The sequence below is a fragment of the Endobacterium cereale genome (assembly GCF_009617585.1).
Lineage (GTDB): Bacteria > Pseudomonadota > Alphaproteobacteria > Rhizobiales > Rhizobiaceae > Neorhizobium > Neorhizobium cereale.
In genome coordinates this window covers 1-26,390 of sequence record NZ_WIXI01000048.1, presented here as the reverse complement: position 1 = coordinate 26,390, position 26,390 = coordinate 1, and the positions used below count along the sequence as shown (strand labels likewise).

General features: G+C 58.3%; 27 protein-coding genes, 1 pseudogene and 1 other annotated feature. Of the genes and pseudogenes, 15 read left to right on the top strand and 13 right to left on the bottom strand.

Translation table 11 applies throughout. From position 1 onward, the window contains the following. Positions 1-153 precede the first annotated feature (153 nt). From aspS to GAO09_RS20575, 5 genes are all read left to right on the top strand, one after another. Positions 154-1,944 carry an aspartate--tRNA ligase gene (aspS, locus tag GAO09_RS20595; RefSeq protein ID WP_153356835.1) on the top strand — a complete coding sequence of 597 codons (1,791 nt, stop codon included), beginning with the start codon at positions 154-156 and terminating at the stop codon, positions 1,942-1,944. Between the two features lie 168 nt (positions 1,945-2,112). After that, positions 2,113-2,172 carry an SWIM zinc finger family protein gene (locus GAO09_RS30595; RefSeq protein WP_410767892.1) on the top strand — a complete coding sequence of 20 codons (60 nt, stop codon included), beginning with the start codon at positions 2,113-2,115 and terminating at the stop codon, positions 2,170-2,172. After that, positions 2,172-4,235, top strand: a complete 2,064-nt coding sequence (locus GAO09_RS20585) for a methyl-accepting chemotaxis protein (protein ID WP_153357528.1) — start codon at positions 2,172-2,174, stop codon at positions 4,233-4,235. Before GAO09_RS30595 ends, GAO09_RS20585 begins: the two co-directional genes overlap by 1 nt. A gap of 168 nt (positions 4,236-4,403) precedes the next feature. After that, positions 4,404-4,739: a DUF1236 domain-containing protein gene (locus tag GAO09_RS20580; protein WP_153356832.1), complete on the top strand. Its 336-nt coding sequence runs from the start codon at positions 4,404-4,406 to the stop codon at positions 4,737-4,739. Positions 4,740-5,388: 649 nt separating this feature from the next. After that, positions 5,389-5,446 (top strand) — a sequence feature (sul1 is cis-regulatory element that is thought to sense ions involved in sulfur or methionine metabolism; They are found in Alphaproteobacteria). An 84-nt stretch (positions 5,447-5,530) separates the two neighbouring features. Further along, positions 5,531-7,018, top strand: coding sequence for a SulP family inorganic anion transporter (locus GAO09_RS20575; protein WP_209018775.1), 1,488 nt, complete (start codon positions 5,531-5,533; stop codon positions 7,016-7,018). A gap of 59 nt (positions 7,019-7,077) precedes the next feature. On the opposite strand, the gene GAO09_RS20570 is transcribed toward GAO09_RS20575, so the two are convergent. Continuing rightward, positions 7,078-8,268, bottom strand: a complete 1,191-nt coding sequence (locus GAO09_RS20570; RefSeq protein ID WP_153356826.1) for a hypothetical protein — start codon at positions 8,266-8,268, stop codon at positions 7,078-7,080. Positions 8,269-8,476: 208 nt separating this feature from the next. Between GAO09_RS20570 and parC the strand changes: the two genes are divergently transcribed. Then, on the top strand, positions 8,477-10,735 hold the full coding sequence (gene parC, locus GAO09_RS20565; protein ID WP_153356823.1) for a DNA topoisomerase IV subunit A: 2,259 nt from the start codon (positions 8,477-8,479) through the stop codon (positions 10,733-10,735). On the opposite strand, the gene GAO09_RS20560 is transcribed toward parC, so the two are convergent. From GAO09_RS20560 to hemB, 5 genes are all read right to left on the bottom strand, one after another. Then, positions 10,736-11,125 (bottom strand): type II toxin-antitoxin system death-on-curing family toxin, encoded by a 390-nt coding sequence (locus tag GAO09_RS20560; RefSeq protein WP_324184839.1) that lies wholly within the window; start codon positions 11,123-11,125, stop codon positions 10,736-10,738. It abuts the gene before it with no gap. Then, on the bottom strand, positions 11,122-11,343 hold the full coding sequence (locus tag GAO09_RS20555) for an AbrB/MazE/SpoVT family DNA-binding domain-containing protein (protein ID WP_153356820.1): 222 nt from the start codon (positions 11,341-11,343) through the stop codon (positions 11,122-11,124). Before GAO09_RS20555 ends, GAO09_RS20560 begins: the two co-directional genes overlap by 4 nt. A gap of 87 nt (positions 11,344-11,430) precedes the next feature. Further along, the gene (locus GAO09_RS20550; RefSeq protein ID WP_153356817.1) at positions 11,431-12,189 is read right to left on the bottom strand and encodes an arginyltransferase; all 759 of its coding nucleotides are present in this window, start codon (positions 12,187-12,189) and stop codon (positions 11,431-11,433) included. 144 nt (positions 12,190-12,333) lie between these two features. Beyond that, entirely contained in the window at positions 12,334-12,792 is a 459-nt protein-coding gene (locus GAO09_RS20545; protein ID WP_153356815.1) for an RDD family protein, read from the bottom strand. A gap of 117 nt (positions 12,793-12,909) precedes the next feature. Beyond that, positions 12,910-13,923 carry a porphobilinogen synthase gene (gene hemB, locus GAO09_RS20540; RefSeq protein ID WP_153356812.1) on the bottom strand — a complete coding sequence of 338 codons (1,014 nt, stop codon included), beginning with the start codon at positions 13,921-13,923 and terminating at the stop codon, positions 12,910-12,912. A gap of 191 nt (positions 13,924-14,114) precedes the next feature. Here hemB and GAO09_RS20535 point away from each other — a divergent pair, with 191 nt between their 5' ends. Together GAO09_RS20535 and ldtR are read left to right on the top strand one after the other, a co-directional pair. Then, on the top strand, positions 14,115-14,510 hold the full coding sequence (locus GAO09_RS20535) for a DUF6163 family protein (protein ID WP_235938344.1): 396 nt from the start codon (positions 14,115-14,117) through the stop codon (positions 14,508-14,510). 240 nt (positions 14,511-14,750) lie between these two features. Then, positions 14,751-15,263, top strand: a complete 513-nt coding sequence (gene ldtR, locus GAO09_RS20530; protein ID WP_209018789.1) for a transcriptional regulator LdtR — start codon at positions 14,751-14,753, stop codon at positions 15,261-15,263. Between the two features lie 145 nt (positions 15,264-15,408). On the opposite strand, the gene GAO09_RS20525 is transcribed toward ldtR, so the two are convergent. Beyond that, a complete protein-coding gene (locus tag GAO09_RS20525; RefSeq protein ID WP_153356802.1) occupies positions 15,409-15,966 on the bottom strand; it encodes an NADAR family protein in 558 nt (185 codons plus the stop codon). A 13-nt stretch (positions 15,967-15,979) separates the two neighbouring features. On the opposite strand from GAO09_RS20525, the gene GAO09_RS20520 reads away from it, so the two are divergent. The 3 genes from GAO09_RS20520 (at position 15,980) to GAO09_RS20510 (ending at position 18,504) form a co-directional block, all read left to right on the top strand. After that, positions 15,980-16,579: a hypothetical protein gene (locus GAO09_RS20520; protein ID WP_153356799.1), complete on the top strand. Its 600-nt coding sequence runs from the start codon at positions 15,980-15,982 to the stop codon at positions 16,577-16,579. 271 nt (positions 16,580-16,850) lie between these two features. Further along, complete coding sequence (locus tag GAO09_RS20515; protein WP_153356796.1) at positions 16,851-17,651, top strand: hypothetical protein; 801 nt, start codon at positions 16,851-16,853, stop codon at positions 17,649-17,651. After that, complete coding sequence (locus tag GAO09_RS20510) at positions 17,593-18,504, top strand: hypothetical protein (protein WP_153356793.1); 912 nt, start codon at positions 17,593-17,595, stop codon at positions 18,502-18,504. Before GAO09_RS20515 ends, GAO09_RS20510 begins: the two co-directional genes overlap by 59 nt. Before the next feature lie 106 nt (positions 18,505-18,610). On the opposite strand, the gene GAO09_RS20505 is transcribed toward GAO09_RS20510, so the two are convergent. After that, complete coding sequence (locus GAO09_RS20505) at positions 18,611-19,213, bottom strand: DUF4274 domain-containing protein (RefSeq protein ID WP_153356790.1); 603 nt, start codon at positions 19,211-19,213, stop codon at positions 18,611-18,613. Between the two features lie 386 nt (positions 19,214-19,599). Next, positions 19,600-20,490, bottom strand: a complete 891-nt coding sequence (locus GAO09_RS20500) for a LysR family transcriptional regulator (RefSeq protein WP_153356787.1) — start codon at positions 20,488-20,490, stop codon at positions 19,600-19,602. Between the two features lie 130 nt (positions 20,491-20,620). Here GAO09_RS20500 and GAO09_RS20495 point away from each other — a divergent pair, with 130 nt between their 5' ends. After that, positions 20,621-20,779 carry a hypothetical protein gene (locus GAO09_RS20495; RefSeq protein ID WP_153356784.1) on the top strand — a complete coding sequence of 53 codons (159 nt, stop codon included), beginning with the start codon at positions 20,621-20,623 and terminating at the stop codon, positions 20,777-20,779. Between the two features lie 140 nt (positions 20,780-20,919). Here GAO09_RS20495 and GAO09_RS20490 read toward each other — a convergent pair whose 3' ends face one another. Both GAO09_RS20490 and GAO09_RS20485 read right to left on the bottom strand, forming a co-directional pair. After that, entirely contained in the window at positions 20,920-21,546 is a 627-nt protein-coding gene (locus GAO09_RS20490; protein ID WP_153356780.1) for a hypothetical protein, read from the bottom strand. A 188-nt stretch (positions 21,547-21,734) separates the two neighbouring features. Further along, positions 21,735-22,139: a DUF5086 family protein gene (locus GAO09_RS20485; protein WP_153356777.1), complete on the bottom strand. Its 405-nt coding sequence runs from the start codon at positions 22,137-22,139 to the stop codon at positions 21,735-21,737. 200 nt (positions 22,140-22,339) lie between these two features. Here GAO09_RS20485 and GAO09_RS20480 point away from each other — a divergent pair, with 200 nt between their 5' ends. Beyond that, the gene (locus GAO09_RS20480) at positions 22,340-23,596 is read left to right on the top strand and encodes a serine hydrolase domain-containing protein (protein WP_153356774.1); all 1,257 of its coding nucleotides are present in this window, start codon (positions 22,340-22,342) and stop codon (positions 23,594-23,596) included. Positions 23,597-23,651: 55 nt separating this feature from the next. Here GAO09_RS20480 and GAO09_RS20475 read toward each other — a convergent pair whose 3' ends face one another. Both GAO09_RS20475 and GAO09_RS20470 read right to left on the bottom strand, forming a co-directional pair. Next, positions 23,652-24,113 (bottom strand): GNAT family N-acetyltransferase, encoded by a 462-nt coding sequence (locus GAO09_RS20475; protein ID WP_153356771.1) that lies wholly within the window; start codon positions 24,111-24,113, stop codon positions 23,652-23,654. A 90-nt stretch (positions 24,114-24,203) separates the two neighbouring features. Beyond that, on the bottom strand, positions 24,204-25,172 hold the full coding sequence (locus GAO09_RS20470; RefSeq protein WP_153356769.1) for a Bug family tripartite tricarboxylate transporter substrate binding protein: 969 nt from the start codon (positions 25,170-25,172) through the stop codon (positions 24,204-24,206). A gap of 262 nt (positions 25,173-25,434) precedes the next feature. Here GAO09_RS20470 and GAO09_RS20465 point away from each other — a divergent pair, with 262 nt between their 5' ends. Both GAO09_RS20465 and GAO09_RS20460 read left to right on the top strand, forming a co-directional pair. Then, positions 25,435-25,908: a hypothetical protein gene (locus GAO09_RS20465; protein WP_153356766.1), complete on the top strand. Its 474-nt coding sequence runs from the start codon at positions 25,435-25,437 to the stop codon at positions 25,906-25,908. Between the two features lie 238 nt (positions 25,909-26,146). After that, positions 26,147-26,390: pseudogene (locus GAO09_RS20460) on the top strand (L,D-transpeptidase family protein); the annotation flags it as partial.

Below are 26,390 nucleotides of genomic sequence, written 5' to 3'. Positions count from 1 at the left end.
AACAACCACTGGCCAAGCTGCCTCACTGGGGCCGCAACCCTTGACAAATCGGCCTGCCCATGCGCTTTTCGCGCCGATTTTCCATGATTTCGGCCGGGCTGCTTCGCGCGCCCGCAACAGGCCGTTTCCAAGCATCAGTCCAGGATAAAAGACATGCATCGTTACCGTAGCCATACCTGCGCAGCCCTCCGCAAGTCGGATGTCGGCTCCAATGTCCGCATTTCCGGCTGGGTCCATCGCGTGCGAGATCACGGCGGCGTGCTGTTCGTCGACCTGCGCGACCATTACGGCATGACCCAGGTCGTCTGCGACCCGGATAGCCCGGCCTTCAAGTCGGCCGAAATCGTCCGTGGCGAATGGGTGATCCGCATCGACGGCGTGGTCAAGGCGCGTTCGGACGAGACCGTCAACAAGACCATGGCGACCGGCGAGATCGAACTTTACGCCAAGGAAATCGAAGTTCTTTCGGCTGCCAAGGAATTGCCGCTGCCGGTCTTCGGCGAGCCGGAATATCCGGAAGACGTGCGCCTGAAGTACCGCTTCCTCGACCTGCGCCGCGAAACGCTGCACAAGAACATCGTCAAGCGCACCCAGATCATCGCCGCCATGCGCCGCGAAATGACCTCGGGGGGCTTCACCGAATATTCGACGCCGATCCTGACGGCTTCCTCGCCGGAAGGCGCACGCGACTTCCTCGTGCCGTCGCGTATCCATCCCGGCAAATTTTTTGCCCTGCCGCAGGCGCCGCAGCAGTACAAGCAGCTGATGATGGTTGCCGGTTTCGACCGCTACTTCCAGATCGCACCCTGCTTCCGTGATGAAGACCCGCGCGCCGACCGTCTGCCGGGCGAGTTCTACCAGCTCGACCTCGAAATGAGCTTTGTCACCCAGGAAGAAGTCTGGGAGACGATGGAACCGGTGATGCGCGGCATCTTCGAAGAGTTTGCCGAAGGCAAGCCGGTCACCAAGGAATTCCCGCGCATCCCGTACGATGTCGCGATCCGCAAATACGGCTCCGACAAGCCGGACCTGCGTAACCCGATCGAGATGCAGGCTGTCACCGAGCATTTTGCCGGCTCCGGCTTCAAGGTATTTGCCGGCATGATCGCGTCCAGCCCGAAGGTCGAAGTCTGGGCGATCCCGGCCAAGACCGGCGGTAGCCGCGCATTCTGCGACCGCATGAACGCATGGGCACAGCAGCAGGGTCAGCCGGGTCTCGGCTACATCTTCTGGAAGGAAGAAGAGGGCAAGGTTGCCGGCTCCGGTCCGCTTGCCAAGAACATCGGCGAAGAGCGCACCGCAGCGATTGCCGCACAGCTCGGCCTCGAAGCTGGCGATGCCTGCTTCTTCGTCGCCGGCGAACCGGAAAAGTTCTACAAGTTCGCAGGCGAAGCGCGTAACCGCGCTGCCGACGAACTGGGTCTCGCCAACAAGGACCAGTTCGCCCTGTGCTGGATCGTCGACTTCCCGTTCTTCGAATATAACGAAGAAGACAAGAAGATCGATTTCGCCCACAACCCGTTCTCGATGCCGCAGGGTGGCCTCGACGCACTGGAAAACCAGGATCCGCTGACGATCAAGGCCTACCAGTACGACATGGTCTGCAACGGCTTTGAAATCGCCTCGGGCTCGATCCGTAACCAGCTGCCGGAAGTCATGGTCAAGGCGTTCGAGATGGTCGGCCTGTCCCAGCAGGACGTGGAAGACCGCTTTGGCGGCCTCTACCGCGCCTTCCAGTACGGTGCGCCTCCGCACGGCGGCATGGCAGCCGGCGTCGACCGCGTCGTCATGTTGTTGACCGGTGCGAAGAACCTGCGCGAAATCACGCTGTTCCCGATGAACCAGCAGGCACAGGATCTTTTGATGGGTGCGCCTTCGGAAGCCCAGCCGGCGCAGCTGCGCGAACTGGCGATCCGCCCGATCCCGCCAGTCAAAAAGGACTGATCGCCAGTAAAAGTGATCATCTGTCAAGTATTGCAGCGGCGGCCTTCGGGTCGCCGTTTGTGTATAGACAATCCCCGTTATCCACTGTCATGAAATTGTCATTGTAATTTCATCTCAGTTTTGAAGGTTCGTTAAAGCCTGGCAGGTCAGAACACCGGCAAAGTTCAGTTGCCTCGGGGATTTTGCTCTTGTCGTTCTTTTCAAATCTTCGGATTTCCCATCGCGTAATGCTTCTGGCCGTATTGGCTTTTGCAGGCATCATCGCCATCGCCGCCATTTTTCTGGGCCAGCGCCAGATCGAGGCAGGTTATAGAACGACGGCCGATGCACTGTCGCAGCGTCAGGCCGAAGTGGCGGGCATGTCGGCCAGCGTACGTGACAGCCTGTTGTGGGAACAGTATTTCCTGCTGCATAAGGACATGGCCGCGACCGAAAAATTCCAGGCTGCGATCGCGGATATCCGCACCGCTCTTGCCGGTTTGCAGACTGGGGCAAGCCCGGAACTTGCCGGTCAACTCGATCAACTGGGCAAGGGGCTTGTGACCTATGAAGCCGCCTTTGCCACGCTGGTGAAGAACGATCAGGAGCTTGGCCTTGACCAGAACAGCGGCCTGCAGGGCGCCATGCGCTCGGCCGTGCATTCGATCGAGAACCGCCTCGAAGCGGTCGAGGAAGCCGGCATTCGCGCCAGCATGCTGATGCTGCGCCGCCATGAGAAGGATTTCATGCTGCGCGGTGACGCTTCCTATCTGGAAAAGCACGCCGCCGAGGCCGAAACCTTCGCCGCGCTGATCAAGGAAGCCTTTCGCCCCGGTGCACAGCGCAGCCGCGTCATGGACGCGCTGGAAGTTTACCGTTCGGCTTTCCGTTTTTATGCGGAAGCAAGCCTGACGGAAGCGCAGAGCCAGAAGGATGTGTCCGCCGCCTATCAGGCGCTGGAGCCGCAGGTTCAAGCCGTCAGCGCCGCCTATGAAGCCAAGCGCGATGCGACGCTCGCCGAAAACGCCAGCGTTGCTCAGCGTAACCTGATGATTGCCGCTGGTCTCGTCCTTGCCGCCATCATCGCGCTCGGCCTTGGCGTCTGGCTGATCGGCCGTTCCATCACCCGCCCGGTCGTTGCCATGACTGCCGCCATGCGTGAACTCGCCGGTGGCCAGACGGATCTCACCATTCCATCGCTCAACTGTCGCAACGAATTCGGCGCCATGGCCGGCGCGCTCGATACGTTTCGCGAAGCCGCCATTGCCAATCGTCGTCTGGAGGAAGAGGCTGCCGAAGCGCGTGCCAATGCCGAGGGCGAACGTCTTCACCTGCAGCGTCAGGCAGAAGCCGAGGCGCGTGTCCGCCTGATGCAGGCGACCGAAGGTCTGGCGGAAGGCCTGCGCCGTCTCGCTAGTGGCGATCTTGCCTTCGAGCTGAGCGAACCTTTTGCGCCCGACTTTGAAAACCTGCGCGGCGATCTCAACCAGACCGTGGCCCGTCTCGGCGAAGTGATGGCGTCGATCGCCCATGCGGCCCACGCGATTGATGGCGGAAGCCGTGAAATCGCCGGCAGCGCAAATGATCTTTCCAGCCGCACCGAACAGCAGGCGGCCTCGCTGGAAGAAACGGCGTCGGCGCTGGAACAGATCACCGCCAATGTCCGCAATTCCTCGAAACGTTCGCAGGATGCCAACCGCATGGCCGGTGAGGCCAATGTCTCTGCCGGCCAGACCCGTATCCTCGTCAACGGCGCACTGGAGGCCATGGGCCGCATCGAAGCCTCGTCTTCGCGCATCGCCGGCATTCTCGGCGTCATGGATGAGATCGCCTTCCAGACCAACCTGCTGGCGCTCAATGCTGGTGTCGAGGCGGCACGGGCAGGGGAGGCCGGTCGTGGTTTCGCCGTCGTCGCGCAGGAAGTGCGCTCGCTTGCCGGCCGTTCCGCCGATGCCGCGCGCGAGATCAAGGAGCTGATCCGCGTCTCCGGCGTGGAAGTGAAGGACGGCGTGCGTTCTGTGCGTGAGACCGGCGAGGCACTCACCGGTATCGGCAGCCGGGTTGAGGCCATCAATGTGGAGGTCGAGGCGATTGCGATTTCCGCCCGTGAACAGTCTGTCGGCCTGGGCGAGATCAACACCGCCGTCAACCTGCTTGACCAGAACACCCAGCACAACGCCGCGATGGTGGAAGAGAACAATGCGGCCAGCGCACTTCTTATGAGCGAGGCCCAGCGCCTGCGCGATCTGGTCGGCATGTTCACGCTGGCGGATGGCGAGGTGCAGGAGTTCCGCAACAGCCGCGCGGCCTGAACGCAGCCCTCTTAAAAAGAACGGAGCCGCCCGCAAGTAAACCGGGCGGCTCTTTTGTATTGTGGCACTTCTGCCTTGATATTTGTCCAAATGGGGCAGGTGAAAAAGCGGAACCATCTTAACCCAAGCGTGTTTCTACCCCAGCAATTCGCTCAAGGGAGAAGCAATATGCGTAAGTTTACGATGGCTGCCACCGCAGCATTTCTCGCTCTTTCGGCTTCGGCCTATGCACAGAGCACCGTCATCATCGAGCAACCGGCTGATCCGGTCGTGACGCAATCGACCACCCGCGTCCTGCCCGGCGAGGTCCGCACCTATGTGATGGAGCAGGAGCCGATGGACTCGATCCCATATGAAGGCGATGTGCTTGTCGGTCGTGTTCTGCCTGAAAGCGTTCAGGTTCGCCCTGTCGAAGGTTATAGCGATTACGGCTATACGATCGTCAATGAGCGCCGCGTAATCGTCGATCCGCAGACCCACACGGTCATCCAGGTTCTGGAATGATCTGACAGCAGGTCAGAATTGAAGAAGAAGGTCGGGATCGTCTCAGCGATTCCGGCCTTTTCCACGTCTGGCGATCGATCAGCCGAATTTGCGGTGCCACCAATAAAGTAAAATAAGGCAAAAGATCACCTTGCCAATCGATGGCAACGGAAGCAGGAAGAAGTCGATATCGGTCATGTGGCCTGCTTAAGCGGCGATCAGTCCCGATAGCCGGGGCCGAATTTGCGATTGACGATATACAACGCCACTGCCACGAACAGCAAGCCGGACACCGGCACCAAAAGCATCGAAGCGATTTGCCACACGGTCATGGTACGAGCTTTCTGAGAAGCAAACTTCCCCAGTAATGTAAGATGAATGCCGCTAGAATACAAACTGTACTTGTAAGCACGACGGCACGCTTACGCCGGTAGGCCCGTAAAAATTCGTCATCATTGGGGCTATCCGTCCGACGGCGAACATCGCGATTGCGATCCCATTCATAAACGTCGCCAGCAGCTTCGGCCGCTCGTTATTCACCAGCTTGCTTCGGTCATCCATCAACCCATCCCCAAAAGCCCCACCACAGCTTATCCGCAAACCCTTCCGCCTCAAGAGCTAAATCCCGCACTTGGCATTTGCCCAGTTCGCCGATATAGCTCCTTCATCACAAGGACTCGGGTGAGACTCCCGGGTGGCTCTTCCGGCCGCCGATCCGCCGGACAACGCAAAGCATCAGCCTAATCCAAGACATAAGTCACACCAGGATATCCTCCCGGCGGATGCGCTCCCTTTTGCGAAAAATCCAACCCATGATCTCTTTAACCACCTACCGTCGTGAATGGTTCTCCAACATTCGTGGCGATATTCTTTCCGGCATCGTCGTCGCACTGGCACTTATCCCGGAAGCCGTCGGCTTTTCGGTCATCGCCGGTGTCGATCCCGCCGTCGGGCTCTTCGCCTCGGTGCTGATCGCCTGCGTCACCGCCATTTGCGGCGGCCGTCCGGCAATGATTTCGGCCGCAACCGCCGCCACCGCCGTTCTGATGGCGCCGCTGGTGCGCGATCACGGCATCCAGTACCTATTCGCCGCCACCATCCTGATGGGTGTGTTGCAGATCATCGCGGGGCTTCTGAAACTCGGCCGCCTGATGCGTTACGTCTCGAAGTCGGTGATGACCGGTTTCGTCAATGCGCTCGCTATCCTCATTTTCATGGCGCAGCTGCCGGAACTGACCAACGTCCCGCATATCACCTACGCGCTGATCGCCGTCGGTCTCGCAATCATCTATCTCTTCCCTTACGTCACCAAGGCCGTGCCATCGCCGCTGGTCGCCATTGCGGTCGTCACCATCGGGGTCCTCCTCTTCGGCGTGGAAGTGAAGACAGTCGCCGATCTCGGTGCCATGCCGACATCGCTGCCGGGTTTTGCCTTCCCGATGGTGCCTTTTACCTTCGAAACGCTGAAAATCATCTTTCCGTATTCGCTGGCTCTCGCCGCCGTTGGTCTGCTGGAATCGCTGCTGACGGCCCAGATCGTTGACGACATGACGGATACGACGAGCAGCAAAACCCGCGAATGTTTCGGTCAGGGCGCAGGCAATATCGTTTCGGCCATGTTCGGCGGCATGGGCGGCTGCGCCATGATCGGCCAGTCGGTCATCAACGTTTCGTCCGGCGGGCGTGGACGTCTTTCCACCTTCGTCGCCGGCGCCTTCCTGCTCATCCTGCTTCTGGTGCTGGATGATATCCTGCGTGTCGTGCCGGTCGCGGCGCTGGTGGCGGTGATGATCATGGTGTCGGTCAACACGTTTTCATGGAAATCGATCATCGACCTGAAGCGGCACCCCGGCACGTCTTCCATCGTTATGCTGGCGACTGTCGCCGTAGTGCTTGCCACACATGACCTGTCGAAGGGTGTCATCGTCGGCGTGCTCCTGTCGGGCGTGTTTTTTGCCGGAAAGGTGGCGCGCATGTTCCGTGTCTCCTCAGAACTTTCCGAAGACGGCAAGCTGCGCACCTATCGGGTCGAAGGGGAAATCTTTTTCGCCTCGGCGCAAGCCTTTGTCGGCGGTTTCGATTTCACGGAGACGCCTGAGCGTATCGTCATTGATGTCACACGCGCACATCTGTGGGATATTTCCGCCGTCGGAGCGCTCGATCAGGTCGTGCTGAAATTCCGCCATCGCGGTGTTGATGTGGATGTCGTCGGCGTCAACGAGGCAAGTGCCGGCATGATCGACCGTTTTGCGCTGCACGACAAGGAACATGCATCTTTCAGCGCATCGGCGGCTCACTGAAACGCAAAAGCCCGGCAGTCACCTGCCGGGCTCTTCAATTGGTCTATGAAACCAGAAGCTTAGTCGTTGGCGGTCACGTTGACGCCGAGAATCTGCGGGATCGTGTTCGGAGCTGCCATGGCGGCGCCCATGATTGTTGGGACCGCAACGGACTTTTCCGGCTTGGCGCTGATCGTGAAGCTGCCCGGATCGTCGAGATAGGCGTTGAGCGCATCGGTGAGCGACTTCTGCAGTTCCGGCATGTTGTACTGGGCCAGCATCATCGGCGCCATGGCCTTGATCATCTGTGCCAGCTGGTCGCCGGTCGTGCCCTGCTTCTTGGCGGTGACATCGAGTGCCTTGGTGGTGATGCCATCGTCATCGAAACGGATTTCGGCGCTGTTGAAGCTGAGCTGCTGGATCAGTCCGAGCATGGCAAGACCCGCGGCCTGCTGTGCCTGTTCGTCATTGGCGTTGGCTTCAGCCTTCTTTGCTGCTTCATTGAGCGAACGCAGAAAGTCCAACGTGTAACCCGACAGGCTGAAGGCCATGTTCAAGCGGCCAATATTGCCGAAATCGAAGGCATATTCTTCAATTGCAAGAGTGCCCGGCACAACATCCCAGCTGCCGACCATGCTGATATTGCCGCTGATGTCGCTGATGCCGAGATCGGCAACGGTCTGGCGTGCCTGCGGCTCTTCTATGGTGCTGAGATCTGCCTTGATATCCGCAACGCGCACATCGAACTTCATCGACTTCTTGTCGTCGGAGAGTTCGCTGGTCATTTTGGAAGAACCGATGGACGCAGCGGTCTTGCCGTCGAACTTCACTTCCATCGCGCCCGCGGTGGCTTCTTCGTAGAACATCAGCGCGTCGAGAGTATCACCGTTTGGATCGGCTGGAATGCGCATGCCGGAAACGGACAGGTCCTGTGCGGTGATGGCGATGCCGTCCTTGGCAAAGTCGATGTTGTCGAAGGACATGGTTTCGACGGTATAGGCGCCAGCGTCTTCCTCAACGCCTTCCAGTTCGATCGTGCCCAGCGGCAGGCTTTCCTGGCCATTGCCCATTTCGAACCGGCTGTCGGCCAGGGTCACGTCGGATCCGTCCACGGTAATCGAGCCGGCAACGATACCCATGCCGTTCTGGGCATTGAGGGCGGCATTGAGTTTCTTGACGAGATCATTGCCATCCAGCGCCAGCGCCGGGGAGGAAAAAGCAAACAGGGCAGTTCCGGCCGCAAACAACTTGGCCGAGGCAGTGTAACGCATGAATAGTCTCCTCACGAGGCAGGTGATCCGCCTGAAAAATAAATGGAATTTATAAGCTACGCCAATAAGGCGCTGAATTCTCTCTGTGAAGTCTATCTGGACCTTTTTGTGGCAAGGCTTAATGAGAGATGACTGAAGCGCGAGGTTCTCCACAGTCTGATTCCCCTGCTTTGTTGCCGGGAATCGGGCTTTCCGCTAGTCAAACCCCATGGGAAAAAGTCTGACTCCGCCGCCAGAAGATGGCGACGACCACATTCTGCCGGTCGACCTGAAGGCGGCGCTGGAAGAGCGCTACCTTGCTTATGCGTTGTCGACCATCATGCACCGCGCGCTGCCGGACGTCCGCGACGGCCTGAAACCTGTGCATCGCCGCATCATCCACGCGATGAGCGAAATGGGTATCCGGCCGAATTCGGCGTTCAAGAAATGCGCCCGTATCGTCGGTGACGTGATCGGTAAGTTCCACCCGCACGGCGACCAGTCGGTCTATGATGCGCTGGTGCGCCTGGCCCAGGATTTCTCGCAGCGTTACCCGATCGTCGATGGCCAGGGCAACTTTGGCAATATCGACGGCGATGGCGCCGCCGCCTATCGTTACACCGAAGCGCGCATGACTGAGGTCGCGGCGCTGCTTCTGGAAGGCATCGATCAGGACTCGGTCGATTTCCGTCCCACCTATAACGAGGAAGACAGCGAACCGGTCGTCATGCCCGGCGCTTTCCCGAACCTGCTCGCTAATGGCTCATCCGGCATCGCCGTCGGCATGGCGACGTCCATCCCGCCGCATAACGCGCACGAACTCTGCGACGCGGCGCTGCATCTGATCAAACATCCGGATGCGACGGTCGAAAAGCTGGTCGAATTCATTCCCGGCCCGGACCTGCCGACCGGCGGCATCATCATCGACAGCCGTGAATCGATCATCGAATCCTATCGCACCGGTCGCGGCGGTTTTCGCGTACGTGCGAAATGGGAGACAGAAGATCTCGGTCGCGGCGGTTACCAGATCGTCATCACCGAAATTCCCTACCAGGTCCAGAAGTCGCGCCTGATCGAAAAGATCGCCGAACTGCTGATCGCCCGCAAACTGCCGCTTTTGGAAGACGTGCGCGACGAGTCAGCCGAAGACGTCCGCGTCGTGCTGGTGCCAAAAAACCGCACCGTCGATGCGACGCTCCTGATGGAATCGCTGTTCAAGCTGACGGATCTGGAAAACCGGTTCCCGCTCAACATGAACGTGCTGTCCATGGGCAAGGTGCCCCGGGTCATGGCGCTCAACGAAGTGCTGACGGAATGGCTGGCGCACCGCAAGGAAGTGCTGGTTCGCCGCTCGAATTTCCGCTTGGCCGCCATCGAGCGCCGGTTGGAACTGCTCGGCGGTTACCTGATCGCCTACCTCAATATCGATGAGGTGATCCGTATCATCCGCGAGGAGGATGAGCCGAAACAGGCGATGATCGCCCGCTTCGGGCTGACCGACATCCAGGCCGAGGCCATCCTCAACATGCGCCTGCGCTCCTTGCGCAAGCTGGAAGAGTTCGAAATCCGCAAGGAATTCGATGAGCTGACCGCTGAAAAGGCCGATCTCGAAGCGCTACTGGCCTCTGACGAAAAGCAGTGGAAGGTCGTCGAGACCGAAATCCAGAAGGTTCGCAAGGATTTTGCCAAGGGCAAGGGCAAGCCGTTCGCGCGCATGACGCAATTCGCCGATGCGCCGGAGGCCGATCTCGAAGCCATCCAGCAGGCGATGATCGAAAAAGAACCGGTCACCGTCGTCATCTCGAAGAAGGGCTGGATCCGCGCACTCAAGGGCCATATTGCCGACACCTCGACGCTCACCTTCAAGGAAGGCGACGGCCTGAGCCTGGCATTCCCGGCCCAGACGACAGACAAGCTGCTGCTGATCACCACCGGTGGTAAGGTTTATACGCTTGGCGCGGACAAGCTGCCGGGCGGCCGTGGCCATGGCGAACCGATCCGCATCATGGTCGACATGGAAAATGATCAGGACATCCTGACCGCGTTCGTGCACGACGCGACGCGCAAACATATTCTCGCATCGACGGCCGGCAACGGTTTTGTTGTTGCGGAAAGCGAAATGACCGCCAATACCCGCAAGGGCAAGCAGATCATGAATGTCGGCATGCCCGATGAGGCCAAGCTGGTCATCCCGGTCTCGGGCGATTATGTCGCGGTCGTCGGTGAAAACCGCAAGATGCTGGTCTTCCCGCTGGCGCAGCTGCCGGAAATGACGCGCGGCAAAGGCGTTCGCCTGCAGCGCTACAAGGATGGCGGCATTTCCGACATCAAGTGTTTTGCGATCGAAACGGGCCTCACCTGGGAAGACAGCGCCGGCCGCCAGTTCACGAAGACCAAGGATGAGCTGATTGAATGGCAAGGCGATCGCGCTTCGGCAGGCCGCACGGTGCCGAAAGGCTTTCCGCGCAGCGGGAAGTTTGCTGGGTAATCAGGGGTAGGGGACGGTGTGATCACGCAGGAAGCGTGTCAGGCCGTCCTCATCAATTTCTCCAGCGGCGACACCCAATATGAGGATTACGATCTGCGCCTGCGTTGCTTCAATCAAGTAACCGTTCATCAGGAGAAAGGTGAAGGCTGCCAGATACGCAGTGCGTTTATTTCCATCTGAGAATGGATGGTTTCTCGCAAGTTTATACACGTAGGCTGCAGCAAGAACGAAGATATCTTCCTCGCCATACGTGTTCTTGTGGAGCGGACGGACAAGGGCAGATTCGAGAGCATTTTCATCCGTTATGCCGACCAGTCCCCCATGTTCGGCTAGCTGTTCGCTATGGATGATCTCAATGGCCGGGCGTGACAGCCATTTGATGGCTGTCACTTGGCAAGTTCCCGCAGAGCGATTCGGTATTTTTCCATACCAAGACGTGCCGCTTTGAGCTGCTCAGCGAGATCGGCTTGCTCAGGCACGAGGGCAATGTTGCCATTTTCCTCACGAATTTCGAGCGTGTCGCCAGCCTTCAGCCCCATGCGATCAAGAACATCCTTGGGAATGATAATGCCTTCGGAATTACCTATTTTACGAATGGTCGCGTTCATGGTTTAAATCTCTGTTATAATCATGTTATAACACCATTGCTCGATGCGGGCAATATTCTCTAATGAAGGGCTTGGGATCCAGAAGGCTCAGGCCTCGTCCTCACCCGTATACAATTCCCAGCCCCGCGCCGTCAGATGCTCCTGCGGCTGGTAGCGGGTCTTGTATCCCATCTTCGCCGAACCCTTCACCCAATAGCCGAGATAGACATGCGGCAGGCCGAGCGTGCGGGTCCGGTTGATGTGGTCTAGGATCATGAACGTTCCGAAGGAACGTTTTTCCAGTTCCGGGTTGAAAAACGAATAGACCATCGAAAGCCCATCGCTCATCATGTCGGTCAGAGCCACACCCACCAGTTCGCCCTTGGCGGCGCCGATGCCGGAACCTTCCACGCGACGGCGGTATTCGATGATGCGGGTGTTCACATGCGTGTCTTCCACCATGATCGCATAATCGAGCGCCGACATGTCTGACATGCCGCCGCGCTGATGGCGGCTATCGAGATAAGTGCGGAACAGCGAAAACTGCTCGGTCGAAGGCTGTGCCGGATAGATCTCGGCGGTGATGTCGCTGTTGGCGTTGAGTACCCGGCGCATCGTCCGGCTCGGCTCAAACTGATCGACGAGGATGCGCACCGAAACGCAGGCGCGGCAGGCTTCGCAGGCCGGACGATAGGCGATGTTCTGCGAACGACGGAAACCGCCCTGTGTCAGGAGGTCGTTCATCTCGGCTGCGCGCGGGCCGACAAGGTGGGTGAACACCTTTCGCTCATATTCGCCCGGAAGATAGGGACACGCTGCCGGAGCCGTCAGATAGAACTGCGGTGATGGCGAAATTTGCGAGTTCATCCCGGGTTGGAGCCTTGCGTTCGACGAGTGTGCGTTGCGACAATTTCTATTAGCATGACCTAAGTTCGCAAAACGTCAACATGCGGGCAGAGACTGCCCGCATGTGTGGTCATCAAATGTTTTCATTCAGGCGCGGTTGCAGCTTCAGCTGGAGCGCGCAACCACGGTGCCGAGCAGGAAGTCGTGCACCAGGCGCGAACGGTCGGTGAACAGACCAGCCAGCAGGATCAGCGGTGTCAGCACCGAGTTGATCACCCAGAACAGCACTGTGTGCACCATCGCAGTCAGGAAATCCATGCGGCGGCCATCGAGGCGCAGCATGGTAATGCCGGCAGCGCGCATGCCAGGAGACGCCTGGCTCGGGCCACCCAGCGTCATTCCGAAATAGAGAAGCGCGACGATCACGAACAGAGCCGGGTAGAGCATGAAGCCGAGGCCGAGCGTCAAAACGCCGAGGAAGAATACGATGATGGCCGCCGGTATGCACAGCAGCAGCACAATCAGGTAGTCGAGAATGAAGGCAAATGAGCGCCGCATCAGCACGCCGCTATAGGCGCGCCAGTCTTCAGGTGCGACGACGGCTGTGTTGGGGTCGAGGCTCATGGTATTGTGTTCTCCTTTTCCCGAAACGGGATTTTACCCATTCAATATGGTGGAGAAATCCGGCGGCACAAGGCCGCCGGAAAATGCCGCTTCTTTATAGCGTGCGGAAAAGCGCGCTCAGGCCTTGGCCAGTTTCTTTGCCACATCCACGGCAAAGTAGGTCAGGATGCCATCGCAGCCGGCGCGCTTGAAACAGAGAAGCGTTTCCATCATCACCCGTTCCTCGTCGATCCAGCCCTGCATGGCGGCGGCCTTGATCTGCGAATATTCGCCGGACACCTGATAGGCATAGGTCGGAAGCCCGAAAGCTTCCTTCACGCGCCAACAGATATCGAGATAGGGCAGGCCGGGCTTGACCATCAGCATGTCGGCGCCTTCCTCGACATCGAGCGCGGCATCGCGCAGCGCCTCGGTGCCGTTGGCGGGCGAGACATAATAGGTGTTTTTATCGCCCTTCAGAAGTCCGCCGGTATTGATCGCCTCGCGATAAGGACCATAGAAGCCGGACGAAAATTTTGCCGCATAGGACATGATGCCGACATCCTGGTGCCCGGCGGCATCGAGACCACGACGGATGGCGCCGATGCGGCCATCCATCATTTCGGACGGCGAGATGATGTCGGCGCCGGCATCGGCTTGCAGAACGGCGGCTTTCACCACCTGATCCACCGTCTCGTCATTGAGGATCACGCCGTCGCGCAGGATGCCGTCATGACCGTGGCTGGTGAACGGGTCGAGCGCCACATCGCTGATCACGCCGATATTGGAGACCGACTTCTTGACCGCGCTGGTAAAGCGGTTGATCAGGTTGTTAGGGTCGAGAATGCCGGAGCCGGTCGCGTCCCGCAGGTTCATTTCAATATCGGGGAATGGGGCAACGGCCGGAATGCCAAGATCGGCCGCCTCTTTCACCGCTTCCACCGCCTTGTCCACGCTGAGGCGGTAAACACCCGGCATGGCCTTTATGGGGTCGACGATGTTTTCGCCGGGCACGATGAAGATCGGCCAGATCAGGTCGTCCACCGTCACACGGTTCTCCTGAACCATGCGGCGTGTCCAATCGGCCTTGCGGTTGCGCCGCATGCGGCGGTGTCCGGTGATCTCGTCCACCAGGTGCGTCTTGTCGGACATGGTATGCCTCTGTCACTCTTCTTTATAATAGAGCTGATCCAATATCACGCGACCTGCGTTTTGCGAATTGATCTGACACCGCATCTTGTATGCACTGAGGTCATAGGGGCGGCGCCCTCTGGCGAATGGCATGAACCACCGCTATCGTCCGCTCCATGGCTCCTGATTCTCTCAAACGCCCGAAACGCTCCATGACGCAGTTGCTCTACGTCATCTTTCTGCGTCTCGTTGCCGTCTCCTGTTTCTGGTTTGGCCTGCAATATTGGGGAATGATCACAGGTTACAGTTTTGGCGGGCGCGGCCGGTTCGATCTGTTGAGCTTTCCATGGCGCGCAGCGGCCTCCACTTTGGCCGTGCTTTTCCCGGTCGCCTCGCTTGGCCTCTGGCTTGCGGTGTCGTGGGGACCCGTGCTTTGGGCGCTCGCAGCCGGCACCCAGCTTCTGATGTATCAAGTCTGGCCGGAAATCTTTGGGCACAGCCTGTTGATAACCCTCATGCACGGCCTCGTCGCCGCCATTTATGTGCTCTTTCGCGTCGCGATTTACCTCGAAAACCGCAAAAATGCCGAGCGGGTAACCACTGATTAACCAGGTTTCCCAAGCAGTTTTCGTTAAAATTCGAACGAAAATTTCCGCTAAATCATTGAAATAAATAGGGCCGATTTGCTTAACGCGGCCGTTGCCTCAACCGCGCCACAATGGAGAAACGGGCGTTTACCGGCTGTTAGCCGTGTGTTTTAAGTCGAATTTTATGCGCATTCGATAGTGTCTCTCACAAGGCGGGAACAAACAAACACACCGCCAAACAAAACAGTGAGGCAAAAAATGTTGAACGCAAAAGTTAAGCCGCAGGCTGCGGCAGTCGCCAATCCCCACGAAGACCAGATCCGTGGTCTTTACATGGAATCCCTGCATCTCGTCGAGCGTCTTCACCGTCGCCTTCTCGATGTCATCAAGGACGAGTTCGACCGTCAGGGTCGTGACGATGTCAACGCCGTCCAGGCACTTCTCCTGTTCAACATCGGCAATTCAGAACTGACCGCCGGCGAGCTGCGCTCGCGTGGTTATTACCTCGGCTCCAACGTTTCCTACAACGTCAAGAAGCTGGTCGACCTCGGTTTCATCAACCACCAGCGTTCGCGCATCGACCGTCGCTCGGTCCGCATCAGCCTGACCAAGGAAGGCCAGGAAATAGCTGAAACGGTTGCCAAGCTTTATGATCGCCACATCGGCTCGATCGAAAAGGTCGGCGGCATCGGCGAAGGCGAATTTTCGCAGATGAACAAGCTGCTGCAGCGCCTCGACCGTTTCTGGAACGATAGCATCGCTTACCGGATGTAATCGATCCCTTCAGGGACATCATGTCATGCCTCCGCGCGGCCAGGCCCATCCACGGGCCGGCCACCGGCAAGAACAACAAAACACCTCCAGAAGCGATCAATACCGGATGGCGCCTGCGCCTCCGGTTTTTCGCGTGGTGAAGAGCTTAAAAAGTCGCCGCCCTGATGCGCGCTTTGACATCCATCAGCGCAAAGCCCAGCAAATTCTCACCACGCCACTGTGTCGGATTGGCTGCTGCCGCATCGTCGGCTGCAAGCCCGATACCCCAGACCGGATCGACCGGGCTCGCCTCGACCAGCACCTTGTCGCCGGTCGACAGAAGAAACTCGCGCAGGTCTTCATTCTGCAGGAATTTCTGAAAACTGCCCTCGCGGACGATCGCAAACTTTTCACGGTCCCAGGCCTCCGCATCAAAACCGCGCGCCTTGCGGCCGAGTGCCTTGACCGCCTTCGGATCGGTCGCCGCCAGAATGTGCTCGGCCGTCTGGTGATCTCCGAAAAGCCGGGCCTTGGCGGCCATCATCCAGTGTTCGGCAGTCTGATAGATGACACCGTCCACCGTGAATGGAGAGGGCCACCATTGGCTTAGGCACGAAGCAGTGATCCTCCCATCCTTCGAGGGCCGGTGCCCCCAGAAGAACAGGAAATCGATGGAGGCATTTGATAGAAATGCGGTTTCGAGCGCGGTGCGATTGTCGTACATGGGGTTATAGAGCGTGTCCGTTGCTGACCTGTCAATTCGGAACGGGCGTAAAAAGGCGATGTTTTCAATGTGGTGTTTTATGAAAAAAACTACCCGGCATGAAACGTCGCACGCCTTTCGGATGATCGCCGCAGCAGTGACAATCTTTGTGATGGCGCCATCGGTGCGGGCCGAACCAATCATGCAGGTAGTGCAACTGGTTGAAAACCTCACGATCGATACCGTGCGCAATCGGCATTCGCTGGAAAATGCCTTTTCATTCCGGCTGAAGCCAGATGAGGGGACAAGCGTGTTTTCGTTCTGGATCGCCGATGATCTCGTCATAGACGGCCTGCCGGTCGAGAGCATTTCTTATCGCCAGCCCCGCCCTGGTGCGGGTGCAACCGCCGGGCCGCTTCTTATTCTCTTGCTCGGCAAGGGCGTCTGTGTCGATAGGGAAGCATTGCTTGCACGGTTCCCGGCCATGCAGCCGGCTGCGCCGTCATCGCCTCACGATCCCAATCCGATGCTATCCTACTCACGGCAGACGGAAGACGCGACACTCACCCTCGGCTTCCCGCTCCTCCAACAGGATTGCCTAAGCAAAATCATCTATTCGCTGGCAAATTCGTAGCGCCACGCATTATGCGGTCCGTCGTCTGAAAGATCGCGAGACACCCCGCGCGGTTATGGAAGCGCGGCTCTCAGCAAAGCCGTGTTCGTTGCGGTAAATTCTCCGTCCGTCAAAAGCAATTGCTTAACGATATAATTGAATGCCTGCTGTCCAACGACGCATTCATTTCATTTTTTCATCCGGGTCTGGCAATTCGTTACTGTTTTCCGGGAAGAATTACTCGCATCGATGCTGTCGAAGGCGGAAGTATGCAAGTGGAGCAGGAGCCAGAATGTCATTCGGACGAAAACCGTCCCACGATCGTGAACCGGCGGAGCCGGCAGCGCGCCCGTGGCGCTCGCTCGGGATGATCGCCAACAGCATGCTTATTCTTCTGTTCGTCTTGCCGATCGTAACCTCGGCCAGCATTTTTCTGGCGGTTAATTTCCAACTCTGGAAGGGCTTCGGCAGCTTCGATCCGTTGAGCTGGCGCATTGAGCGTGCGCACAATGAAAATGGCGTCGTATCCGGCGATGATCCTGAACAGCTGAAGGCGCTTTACCGCAAACTTCAGTCCATGACGGCTTCGCGTGATGCCGCCCAGCGTTCGGATGCCGTGCATATCGTGTTCCAGTTTTTTGAGGACCGCGCTCCCCATCGTCGCGTCAATCTCGATCTGTCCGACATCGGCGATGCGGCTGCCGTCTTCGTCAGCGATCGGCCCGTTATGTGGGGGATCGAAGGGGCTGCAGGCATACGCGCGAAGATCGGGTTCGAAGGACCTTTCGCATTCGATCTCGACAATGCGCATGACGGATTGCTGGCAGGGTTCCGTGTCGGCGTGTTCGGCGCCGGCGGAACGGCCAGCCCGCAAGATTATCTCGAATTCAGGAAGGGACGCGCACAGATGCATACCGTCTGCTCCGCGGTTCTTCGCTGGCAACGTTATTTTGGCGTCGATAAGACGAGGGTTTTCGTGTGGTCGGTCAGGAATGCACAGCAGATCGTGGTCAAGGATCGTTCGGTGCTCGTGGATGGTCGCTCCAATCCGGACTTCAGGGGAATTGCAAGAACATGCACGCGATGGAATTGACTTTATTCAAGGGCGGGTCGGGAAGATGACATTCGGTAAACTGGGATCATCGGATCCAGATAGAAAAGGCGACGTCAATCTCCTGCTGCAGAGCAACGGTTCGGACAAGTGGGGCTTCTCGCTTGCCGATGTCGGCATCGGGCTTTCTGCGATGCTCGTTGTTTTTTCCGGTACCTATTTCTTCGCCGATGACATGATCGCGGTCGTCAAGCCAGCGCAGGCAGCTAGGCAGTCCCACGCTATCTTTGCCTATGAACCGGAGCCGAGGGCGCGCGCTTACAGGAAAGATGTACGCGTCGATCCTATTTTTCCCAGCCCGTTCAATATGGTTCTCAAGATGAATGTGACGGCGGAAGGTTTCGACGCCGTCGACAGCGAACTGCACGAGCGTTGCTTGAAACGAATCGACGAGCGATCCGCCCGATATGCGGAGGTTCATGGCAAGGTACCTGTGGCGACGCAGACAGCGGCACAGTTTATTGCCTGTTCCATGCGGAACCTCAAAAGCCGTTTCTGCGAAAAACCGCACAAGGATCGCCTCGTTGCCCGGCTTGGGGAATTCATTCGTGTGCAAAGAGCCTTTGCCGCGGAAATAAAGAAGATCGCCCAGACGCCTCAAGGCCAGATGATGATGAACGTCGCGGAGATGAGCGCACGCAACGGAAAGGGGGCGCTCAAGTCCGGCCGTCTGCAGGGGCCGATTGTACCGCCGGTTCTCGCAGAGCAGTTGCAAGCACTCTCGGAGGTCGCATTGCTGTCGCAGGCCGACTTCAACAAGTGGCCAATCGGTGAAGTGCCCGAAGAACTGAAGCCCTATCTGAAAGCCGAGGCCGGCCCGTCACCTTGCGTCTGAGGGTATGGGCCGCACAGCGCTTCATGGCTTGAGAAAATACGAAAACGCCGCAGGTCGGACATGACCTGCGGCGTTTTCGTAAGGTGCGTAGGCAGTTCCAGCCCGTTTATTTGGGCAGTTTCAGCGCGCTTTTATGCGTTTTGGAAAAGTGCTGCATGGTCATGCGCAGCGTGCCGCGCTCGAACACTGCATCCTTTGCCGACACAGCCTGTTTGCCCTCGAACGGGCCAAAAGCCGCGCGTGGCAATTGCCAGAGCGGCGGGTTGCCGATACGCAGGCGCTGGCGATTGAAGGCAGCGACGCTCTGGTCGAAATTGATCGACTGCTGTTTGGTAAAGCCAAGACGGTTAGATGTGTAGAAACCGGCGCGCCAGCGCTCGGTGATATCCTTGCACATGTCGAAAAATTCGCGGTCGGAGGTCACGTAGTCGGCCGCTGTGGGATAAAGGTCGACACCGGAAAGAGCTTCGATCAGTATCCAAGAGGCGGTCGCCATTTCGCATGTCGGTTGCCGGATGATCCAGCGCAGCACGTCGACGCCTGATTCCCAGTGCCATGTCAGCGCCGTCTCGTGCCAGAAATCAGGATCGCTGCCGCGCTTTTCCAACCAACAGATCACCTCGTGGTCGGCGCATAGTTTAGAATTTTCGTAATAGATGTCCAGAAAATCAAAGAAGTTCTTGGATTCTTCGCTGCTTGCAAAGCTCATCGAAATGCTTGGTCCATATTCATCTACAATCGCTACACAGAAATACGTGTGCCGCCATAATTTACGATTATGAACGAATATAAAAATTCAGCTTTTATCTAGTCGGGAATTGGCTCATTTCGAGGCGCATGGATGTCCTGTAATCATGCAGATTGGGCCGCCTAGTGTCGAGGCTAAGCCCCCTATAATCGCTGATAACAACATAAAAGCAATATTTTACAGATGGTTGTGGATTTCTTTGGTGTTTGCATGCGGGCTGTCCGGCAACGTGACTAGCCACGCTAGGTCTGCCGCTGGCGGCCTTGCTGAAAAGGTCGGCAAAGTAAAAAGGGTAATAATACCTCAGGCGACACCGAGGCTGCATACGGATTAACATTGCGCGCCGGTCAGCTTGCAAGATCTGCTGTCAGGTAATTAACGAGCTTGCGCGCATGCACCGGCAAAGCAGCAAAACTGCGCGCGCAAATCAGCAGGTGACGTAGCGCCCAAGGGTCGGACAGCGGGATGATCGCAAGCTCCATGTCGTCGCGGAATTTCTGCGCATAGATTTCCGGCACGATCGCCAAGCCGACACCATTGCCGGCCATCGAACAGATGTCCTCGAAACTGTCGAGGCGGATGCGCAGCTTGAACGGCTTGCCCTCGCGTGCCGCATGCGTGGCCAGATGTCCCTGCAGGGCGCTGTCGGCTGGCAATCCCACGAAAGGTTCGTCGAGAACATCTCGCAGGGCCACCGACTGTTGCGTGGAAAGCGGGTTTAGACGAGGTGCGATCAAAACCAGCCGGTCCGTCTCGAAGGGCCTTGTTTCCAGTGATCCGGTATCGGTCGTATCGGCCGAAATGCCCAGATCGGCCAGTCCGCCGGCCACCGCCGCCACCACATCCACGCTCTGCCGTTCCTCGAGATCGATATCGATGGCCGGATGATCGACAAGAAAACGGTGTAGCGCGCCCGGCAGATGTGCCATGGCGGCGCGGCCGGACCAAAGCCGGATATGGCCGCGCAGACCACGCGCATAGAGTTGCAGGTCGCCGCGCATCTGTTCCATCTGGCCGAGCATGATGCGGGCATGGTGGGCCAGCGCTTCGCCGGGTGGGGTTGGGCGCACACCGCGCGGGCCACGATCCAGCAGAGAAATGCCGCTGGCCTCCTCCATGCCCCGTATGCGCGCGCTGGCAGACGCCAGCGCCATGCCGGCCCGATCCGCGCCCTGTGTGATGCTTTCCGCCTCCACAACATGCAGAAACAGCCGCAGATCCGTCAGATCGAAGCGCATAAATTCCCTCCCGTCACGGTCCATTTCGTGACCCTTCGGATTATCCGAAGTCTGTCCTTGTATCTTCCGCATTGTGCAAAGTCGCGGCCCGCAGACAATGGCATCAGCTTTTTACCGAAAGGATATGATCATGAACGCCACGGAAGGGCTTTTGCGCGGCATTGCATGGAGGCTGGCATTTCTGGTCGCGCTGGTTTTTATAGCCCAGAATGTGCCGGATAATCGCCCGCAGATGGTGGCCGATGCGACGCAGGCGGTGGCCTCCAGCGCTCATGCCGAGGGGCACTGACGTTCTGAAGCCTCACCTGGCAAGCGAGCTTCTGCCAGTTGACGAGGAAGCGAAAACCGCGCGCCGCCGCGCTTCGCGGTTCTCAAGAATCGGTCTTGATGACTGAACGCCCTGCGTTCATTTCCATCAATCCGTGTCGTTTAGCCGAAGATTTCCTGGGTCGTATAACCGTCGCTGCCCGGACGGTTGACGTAAAAACGCCATGAGCCGCCGCGTTTCATTCCAAAAAAGCGGGCCGTGCCACCATATTGCTGCACACCCAGCATCTTTCCCGAGGTGAGGCCGGGTGTCGAAGCCACGATGTTTTGCAGCATGAGGTACAGGCTGTCGGTGCGTGCGCGGCCGACCGCTGCCGCCTCGCGGACCATTTTTTTCGCATTGCTCTCGAAAAGGTTCTGAAAAAATGTCGGTCCGGGTGGAGTGACCTGGATATTGTGATGCACGAGAACCGTCTTGCCGGCACCGCTCAACACGATGATGCCGCATCCCGTCAGTTCGGCAGTAAAGAAAAGCTGCGCCTCGAAGCCCAGTTCCACGGCATAGGCGCTGTCTGGCCCCCATTGCAGATAATAAGCGCGGTCCTTTTGGTAATCGCCGCTCGAGGGCTTGCGCTGGCTGACCCAGATTGCCGACGTTTGTGGAATAGGGGTGTCGTCATAGCGAACGAAAACCGGGCTGACCGAGGCCTTTTCATATTGGTAATGCAGCGGTACCGCGCCCGGCGCGCTGACCGTGCGGGCAACGGAGTTGGCTCTTGTTCTCCCCATGCTGCTATCCAGCCGGAGATGTCGCACATTGCCTTCATTCAATATATCGCAAGGATTATTCAAAAATGCCGAATATCGCTGTTGATCCATAAGGTTACCTTTCCTTTGGTTCTAAAGACGTTCCGACCTATTATGATTGTGGGTCGCAAATATGGCTGCTGAGCGGCCCCTTGCCGAGCCCGGTCCTGTCAACGAAGGCGCCCGATGCAGTCGAGTATATCCGTTTCGCAGACCGGCACGTCCTTTCGGACTGCGGCATCCTCCAGCCAACGATGATAGGCACCGCGAATTTCGACATCCTTGTAATGATAGATTTTTGCCTTCTTGCCGCTGCGGCTTTTTTCCAATGCCTGCGGCGTCACTACCATGTGGAAGGCAAGTTCCTTGAAACGCCAAGGCTCCGAGCCGCGTTTATGCTCGAAAACCCGGACATGGACATAGGGATCGTCGGCGCGTTCGGGCATGGCCTTGTAGACGGCCGCCCAGCGCACCGTCCCGCCGGATACGGATAGAATGACGTCTTCTGCGTGCATTTGCTGAGCCAGCGCTGGCAGGCTACCAAGCAGCCAGAACACGGCGAGAGCAGGTGCCATTCGTGCCTTTTGCAAAAATCCCGGCATCATCTTCCCCCGTAAAAATGCGCTCATCCGCCACCCGTTGATATGACGGGACCGGCGTCTATATCAACAGCCATGCCACCGCTCAAACGCCCGCTTGGTCACAGCTGATTTTTGCGTTGACGGCTGCAAGGCTCATTCGACAGCCGAAAGCGTCCACTCTGGGAGGAACCGGAATGCCTGCTCCAAAAATCTCTTATCCCCGCATCCTGCTGAATACCGTCCGCATCGCCCCGGCTTTCACGGCCATCGCGTTGCTGGCCGGTGCGCAGACTGCCGGTGCCGAAGAAGCCTATCCGCATGCCAAGGAAAAGATCGGCACAGTGGAGCAGATTTATGACGGTGCGCTGACACCTGATCTCGCCGTCAGCACATTCCGCAATGTCGACCGGCTGTTCCCGACCCGCACCATCAAGGCCGGCGGCAGGGCATCCGAATTGTCGAAATCGGAGAATGAACTCGGCAAGGTCAGCCTGGAGGTTGATGACGAAACCTATGACCTTTACGACTATCTCGCCCTCAATCAGGTGAGCGGCCTGATCGTGCTGAAGAATGGCAAGGTCGTTTACGAAACCTACCAGCGCGGCAACACGGAAAAAACCCGGTGGATGTCGATGTCCGTCGCCAAGTCGATTTCCTCCACGCTGGTGGGAGCTGCCATCAAGGACGGGTTGATCAAAAGCCTCGACGACAATGTCGTCACCTATGTGCCGCGGCTGAAGGGCACGGCTTATGACGGCGTCAGCGTGCGTGACGTGTTGATGATGTCGTCCGGCGTCAAATGGAATGAGAAATACACCGACCCGGCATCCGATCGCCGAGCGCTTCTGAAAGCGCAGATCGCCCAGAAGGCGGGTGGTGCGATGGATGTGATGGCCAAACTGCCGCGCACCGCCGATCCCGGCACGGTCAATAATTACAGCACCGGCGAAACACAGGTTCTGGCAGAAATCCTGCACGGCGCCATCAAGAAGCCGCTGGCCGATTACCTCTCCGAAAAGATCTGGACGCCTTACGGCATGGAAGCCGATGCAAAATGGTGGCTGGAATCACCGGATGGTATCGAGATCGGTGGCAGCGGTCTGAGCGCCACGCTGCGCGATTTCGCCCGCTTCGGCCAGTTCGTGCTGGAGGATGGCAAGGCAGGCGACAAGGCTGTGCTGCCGGAGGGCTGGGTGAAGGAAGCGAGCACGCCAAAGACGCTGAAGGGCGCCGAGGCACTGGAATACGGTTACATGTGGTGGACCGGCTGGACCGATGCCGCCAAGAAGGACGGCGCCTTCAGCGCGGTCGGCATCCAAGGCCAATATGTCTATATCAATCCCGCCCATAACGTGGTGATTGCCCAGACGGCGGCGGAACCCAAGCCGACCGACAAGGAAGCGATCGACCCGATGGCGTTTTTTGACGCGATTGTCGCCGCTGTGAAGTGAGGGCAGGGCCGGTACGAGGTCTTTCCGCGGTGGAGACCTCGATCGGCCGCTTGCTTCACCCCAACTCGAAACGTTTGCACACCGCGCCTTCGGCCAGCCGGTACGTCACAAAACCCATCTTCTCGTAATAGGCCTGCCCCTCGGCATTCTTCTCGCCGATAAAGGCTTCGATCTTTGCAAGGCCTGCCTCGGCGGCGGCCCGTTTCGTCACCTCGAACAGTTGCCGCCCCACGCCGCGCCGGGCAGCGAGAGGTGAAACATGCGTGCCGATAATGCCCCAGCCGACCGGCGTTTCGTAGCGGTTGCCATCGCGGGCAAAAATCAGCGACTGGAGACCGAGAACCGAACCGCCGTCATCTATCGCCAGCGAACAGCGGATGCCGTCCGGGTTGCTGATGTATTGGGAAAGCACGAAGGCTTCATCGGCAGGGGAAATGCGTTTGCCCGCCTGCACAAGCAGTTGCAGCATGGCGCTCATGGCCGGCGCATCGGCCGGTATCGCGGTTCTGATTTGCATGACGCCACTGTCGGATGATCGCAGGCGAATGGTCAAGAGATGAACCGGCCGGATTTTTTGACTCCGGCCGGAAAACGCAGGCAAGCTTGGCTATTGCAGCGGTATGTTGGCGGCCTTGATCACCTCGGCCCATTTGCTCGTTTCGCTGGCGATAAATGTCTTGAACTCGGCCGAGGTATTGCCGACCGGGGTGGCGCCCATGCCCTTGATCTTGGCCACCATGTCCGGATCGGCCATGATCGCCTGCACTTCCTTGCTGAGTTTTTCCACGATCTCTGGCGGCGTGTCGGCCGGTGCAAACAGGCCGTGCCACGACGTTGCCTCGAAGCCCGGGAAGGTTTCCGCCATGGTCGGCACGTCGGGCAGGAGTTCTGCCTTGTCTAGACTGGTGACGGCGAGCGCCCGCACCTTGCCGGCCTTCACCTGTTGGGCGGCGGTTGGAATATTGTCGAACATCATGTCCACATGGCCCGCCACCACATCCATGATTGCCTGGCTCGACCCCTTGTAGGGCACATGGTTCATGGTCACGCCCGCCTTGGTGGACAGAAGCTCGCCCGCGAGATGGATCGAGGTGCCCGTGCCGGATGAGGCATAACTGATCTCGCCCGGTTTGGTTTTCAGGAATTCGATCAGCTCCGGAACGCTCTTGGCGGAAATCCGCTCCGGGTTGACCACCAGTACATTCGGCAGTGTGGCGATCAACGAAATGGGCGCGAACCCTTTCGCCTTGTCATAGGGCAGTTCCTTGTAGAGCGTCTGGTTGATCGCGTTGGAACTGACCGTGCCCATGCTGATCGTGTAGCCGTCAGGCTCGGCGCGGGCGAGTTCCCCAAGCCCGATATTGCCGCCGGCGCCTGGCTTGTTTTCCACGATGAAGCGTTGCCCCAGCCGCTGGTCCAGCCGCTCCCCGACAAGCCGCGCAAAGGCGTCGGTATTGCCGCCGGCCGCGAATGGCACGAGGATCGTCACTGTCTTCGAAGGATAATCCTGAGCCGCCGCAAAGGTGGAAAACACGGCGGCGACCGTTGCCAGCAAAAAAACGCGCGAAAATTTCATGAAACATCCCTCCCGTTTGATGGTCATGTGCGAAACGCCGGCCTCCTCGAACTCCTCTCCGGGAGTGCTGACGCGAATACACTCTCCGCGAGAATGTCTGACAATGCAAGCATGAGTCATATTATCTCGATGTGATCACTCACAGATGTGGACGCGTCTTGTTTGCAGATTGAGATCAGGGGCGGGTGGCACTATCACTTCGTCGGCGATCTGCGCTGGCGCAGCGCTTGGGAGGTCGCCCTTGTGCGGGTTTTGGGAAAACATGCCGTCAGTTTCATCCTGGTCGTTCAGGCCACGTCTGCTGTCTTCGTCGCAATTGGCGCTCGCCTGTGCACTTGCTTTTTCCGTTCTGTCCGACCGGGCACAGGCCGCCGCGATTGATGTCGCGGTCAATCCCGCCACGGCGGAAACCTGCGTCGCGGTCTTCTCGGTCATGGCCTATGCCTATGCCGACGATGATCTGAAAGAGCGGCAACTCGAAGAAAAGAAGGTTCTGGCACGCGCTGATATCGTGCCGCAGCAGAGTGTTGTTTCTGCACAGCCTCAGGCCTCGGAAATTCAGACGGCGGACATCCAGTCCCCGGAAACCCCGGCCCCGCAGGAGCAGTCGTCGGAAGACCGCATCCAGCACATTATGGATGTGCTGACGGAGATGATGCTCGACGAGCCGACAAAGGCACAGGGCATAGCCAGCGAGTGCTTTCGAAAGTACCCGCCGGAGATCGAGCTGAATTGATCCGTCGAACCCCGTTGCACTGCAGCAAATCTGTGTCCTTCCGGTCACGTCTCAACACGCCCGCGTGAGTGCGAGTTTTGCTGACACGAATCGGCCATATTGCTATGTGACCGCCAAGCTACACAAAGCCGTCTTGCGTCTTTATTTCCGCGCTTATCCGCTGCGGCGCACGCAACGATTTTTAACCATATCCGTTTAGGTGTGTTGCCTTATGCCTACGGATGAGATGGACAGGAAAATGTCGAAGAAGATTGGATCTGAACTGATTTCCCGCCGCACGATGCTTCGCACGGCGGTTTCCGCCGGTGCCGCGGCACTCGCTGCGCCAGCCCTTGCGCAATCGGCAATCGATGATCTGATCAATGCGCCACGCCGCGGCGGCTGGGACGACCAGTTCGACGCCCGCTCGTCATCCAGCGCCAGCGTCAGCACTAACAACCCTGTTCTCGGTCCGTCCGGCCCTGGCAACATCCAGACGGCGA

Bases quoted from the DNA above. Each gene is read 5' to 3' on its own strand.
- GAO09_RS20550 (WP_153356817.1), bottom strand. From the start codon at position 12,189: ATGAACTCGCAAATTTCGCCATCACCGCAGTTCTATCTGACGGCTCCG.
- parC (WP_153356823.1), top strand. From the start codon at position 8,477: ATGGGAAAAAGTCTGACTCCGCCGCCAGAAGATGGCGACGACCACATT.
- GAO09_RS20585 (WP_153357528.1), top strand. From the start codon at position 2,172: ATGCTTCTGGCCGTATTGGCTTTTGCAGGCATCATCGCCATCGCCGCC.
- GAO09_RS20525 (WP_153356802.1), bottom strand. From the start codon at position 15,966: ATGTACGACAATCGCACCGCGCTCGAAACCGCATTTCTATCAAATGCC.
- GAO09_RS20490 (WP_153356780.1), bottom strand. From the start codon at position 21,546: ATGGGGAGAACAAGAGCCAACTCCGTTGCCCGCACGGTCAGCGCGCCG.
- GAO09_RS20515 (WP_153356796.1), top strand. From the start codon at position 16,851: ATGTCATTCGGACGAAAACCGTCCCACGATCGTGAACCGGCGGAGCCG.
- GAO09_RS20475 (WP_153356771.1), bottom strand. From the start codon at position 24,113: ATGCAAATCAGAACCGCGATACCGGCCGATGCGCCGGCCATGAGCGCC.
- GAO09_RS20570 (WP_153356826.1), bottom strand. From the start codon at position 8,268: ATGCGTTACACTGCCTCGGCCAAGTTGTTTGCGGCCGGAACTGCCCTG.
- GAO09_RS20575 (WP_209018775.1), top strand. From the start codon at position 5,531: ATGATCTCTTTAACCACCTACCGTCGTGAATGGTTCTCCAACATTCGT.
- GAO09_RS20545 (WP_153356815.1), bottom strand. From the start codon at position 12,792: ATGAGCCTCGACCCCAACACAGCCGTCGTCGCACCTGAAGACTGGCGC.
- GAO09_RS20535 (WP_235938344.1), top strand. From the start codon at position 14,115: ATGACGCAGTTGCTCTACGTCATCTTTCTGCGTCTCGTTGCCGTCTCC.
- GAO09_RS20465 (WP_153356766.1), top strand. From the start codon at position 25,435: ATGCCGTCAGTTTCATCCTGGTCGTTCAGGCCACGTCTGCTGTCTTCG.
- GAO09_RS20485 (WP_153356777.1), bottom strand. From the start codon at position 22,139: ATGGCACCTGCTCTCGCCGTGTTCTGGCTGCTTGGTAGCCTGCCAGCG.
- GAO09_RS20495 (WP_153356784.1), top strand. From the start codon at position 20,621: ATGAACGCCACGGAAGGGCTTTTGCGCGGCATTGCATGGAGGCTGGCA.
- GAO09_RS20500 (WP_153356787.1), bottom strand. From the start codon at position 20,490: ATGCGCTTCGATCTGACGGATCTGCGGCTGTTTCTGCATGTTGTGGAG.
- GAO09_RS20555 (WP_153356820.1), bottom strand. From the start codon at position 11,343: ATGAACGCGACCATTCGTAAAATAGGTAATTCCGAAGGCATTATCATT.
- hemB (WP_153356812.1), bottom strand. From the start codon at position 13,923: ATGTCCGACAAGACGCACCTGGTGGACGAGATCACCGGACACCGCCGC.
- aspS (WP_153356835.1), top strand. From the start codon at position 154: ATGCATCGTTACCGTAGCCATACCTGCGCAGCCCTCCGCAAGTCGGAT.
- GAO09_RS20580 (WP_153356832.1), top strand. From the start codon at position 4,404: ATGCGTAAGTTTACGATGGCTGCCACCGCAGCATTTCTCGCTCTTTCG.
- GAO09_RS20505 (WP_153356790.1), bottom strand. From the start codon at position 19,213: ATGAGCTTTGCAAGCAGCGAAGAATCCAAGAACTTCTTTGATTTTCTG.
- GAO09_RS20470 (WP_153356769.1), bottom strand. From the start codon at position 25,172: ATGAAATTTTCGCGCGTTTTTTTGCTGGCAACGGTCGCCGCCGTGTTT.
- GAO09_RS20510 (WP_153356793.1), top strand. From the start codon at position 17,593: ATGGTCGCTCCAATCCGGACTTCAGGGGAATTGCAAGAACATGCACGC.
- GAO09_RS20480 (WP_153356774.1), top strand. From the start codon at position 22,340: ATGCCTGCTCCAAAAATCTCTTATCCCCGCATCCTGCTGAATACCGTC.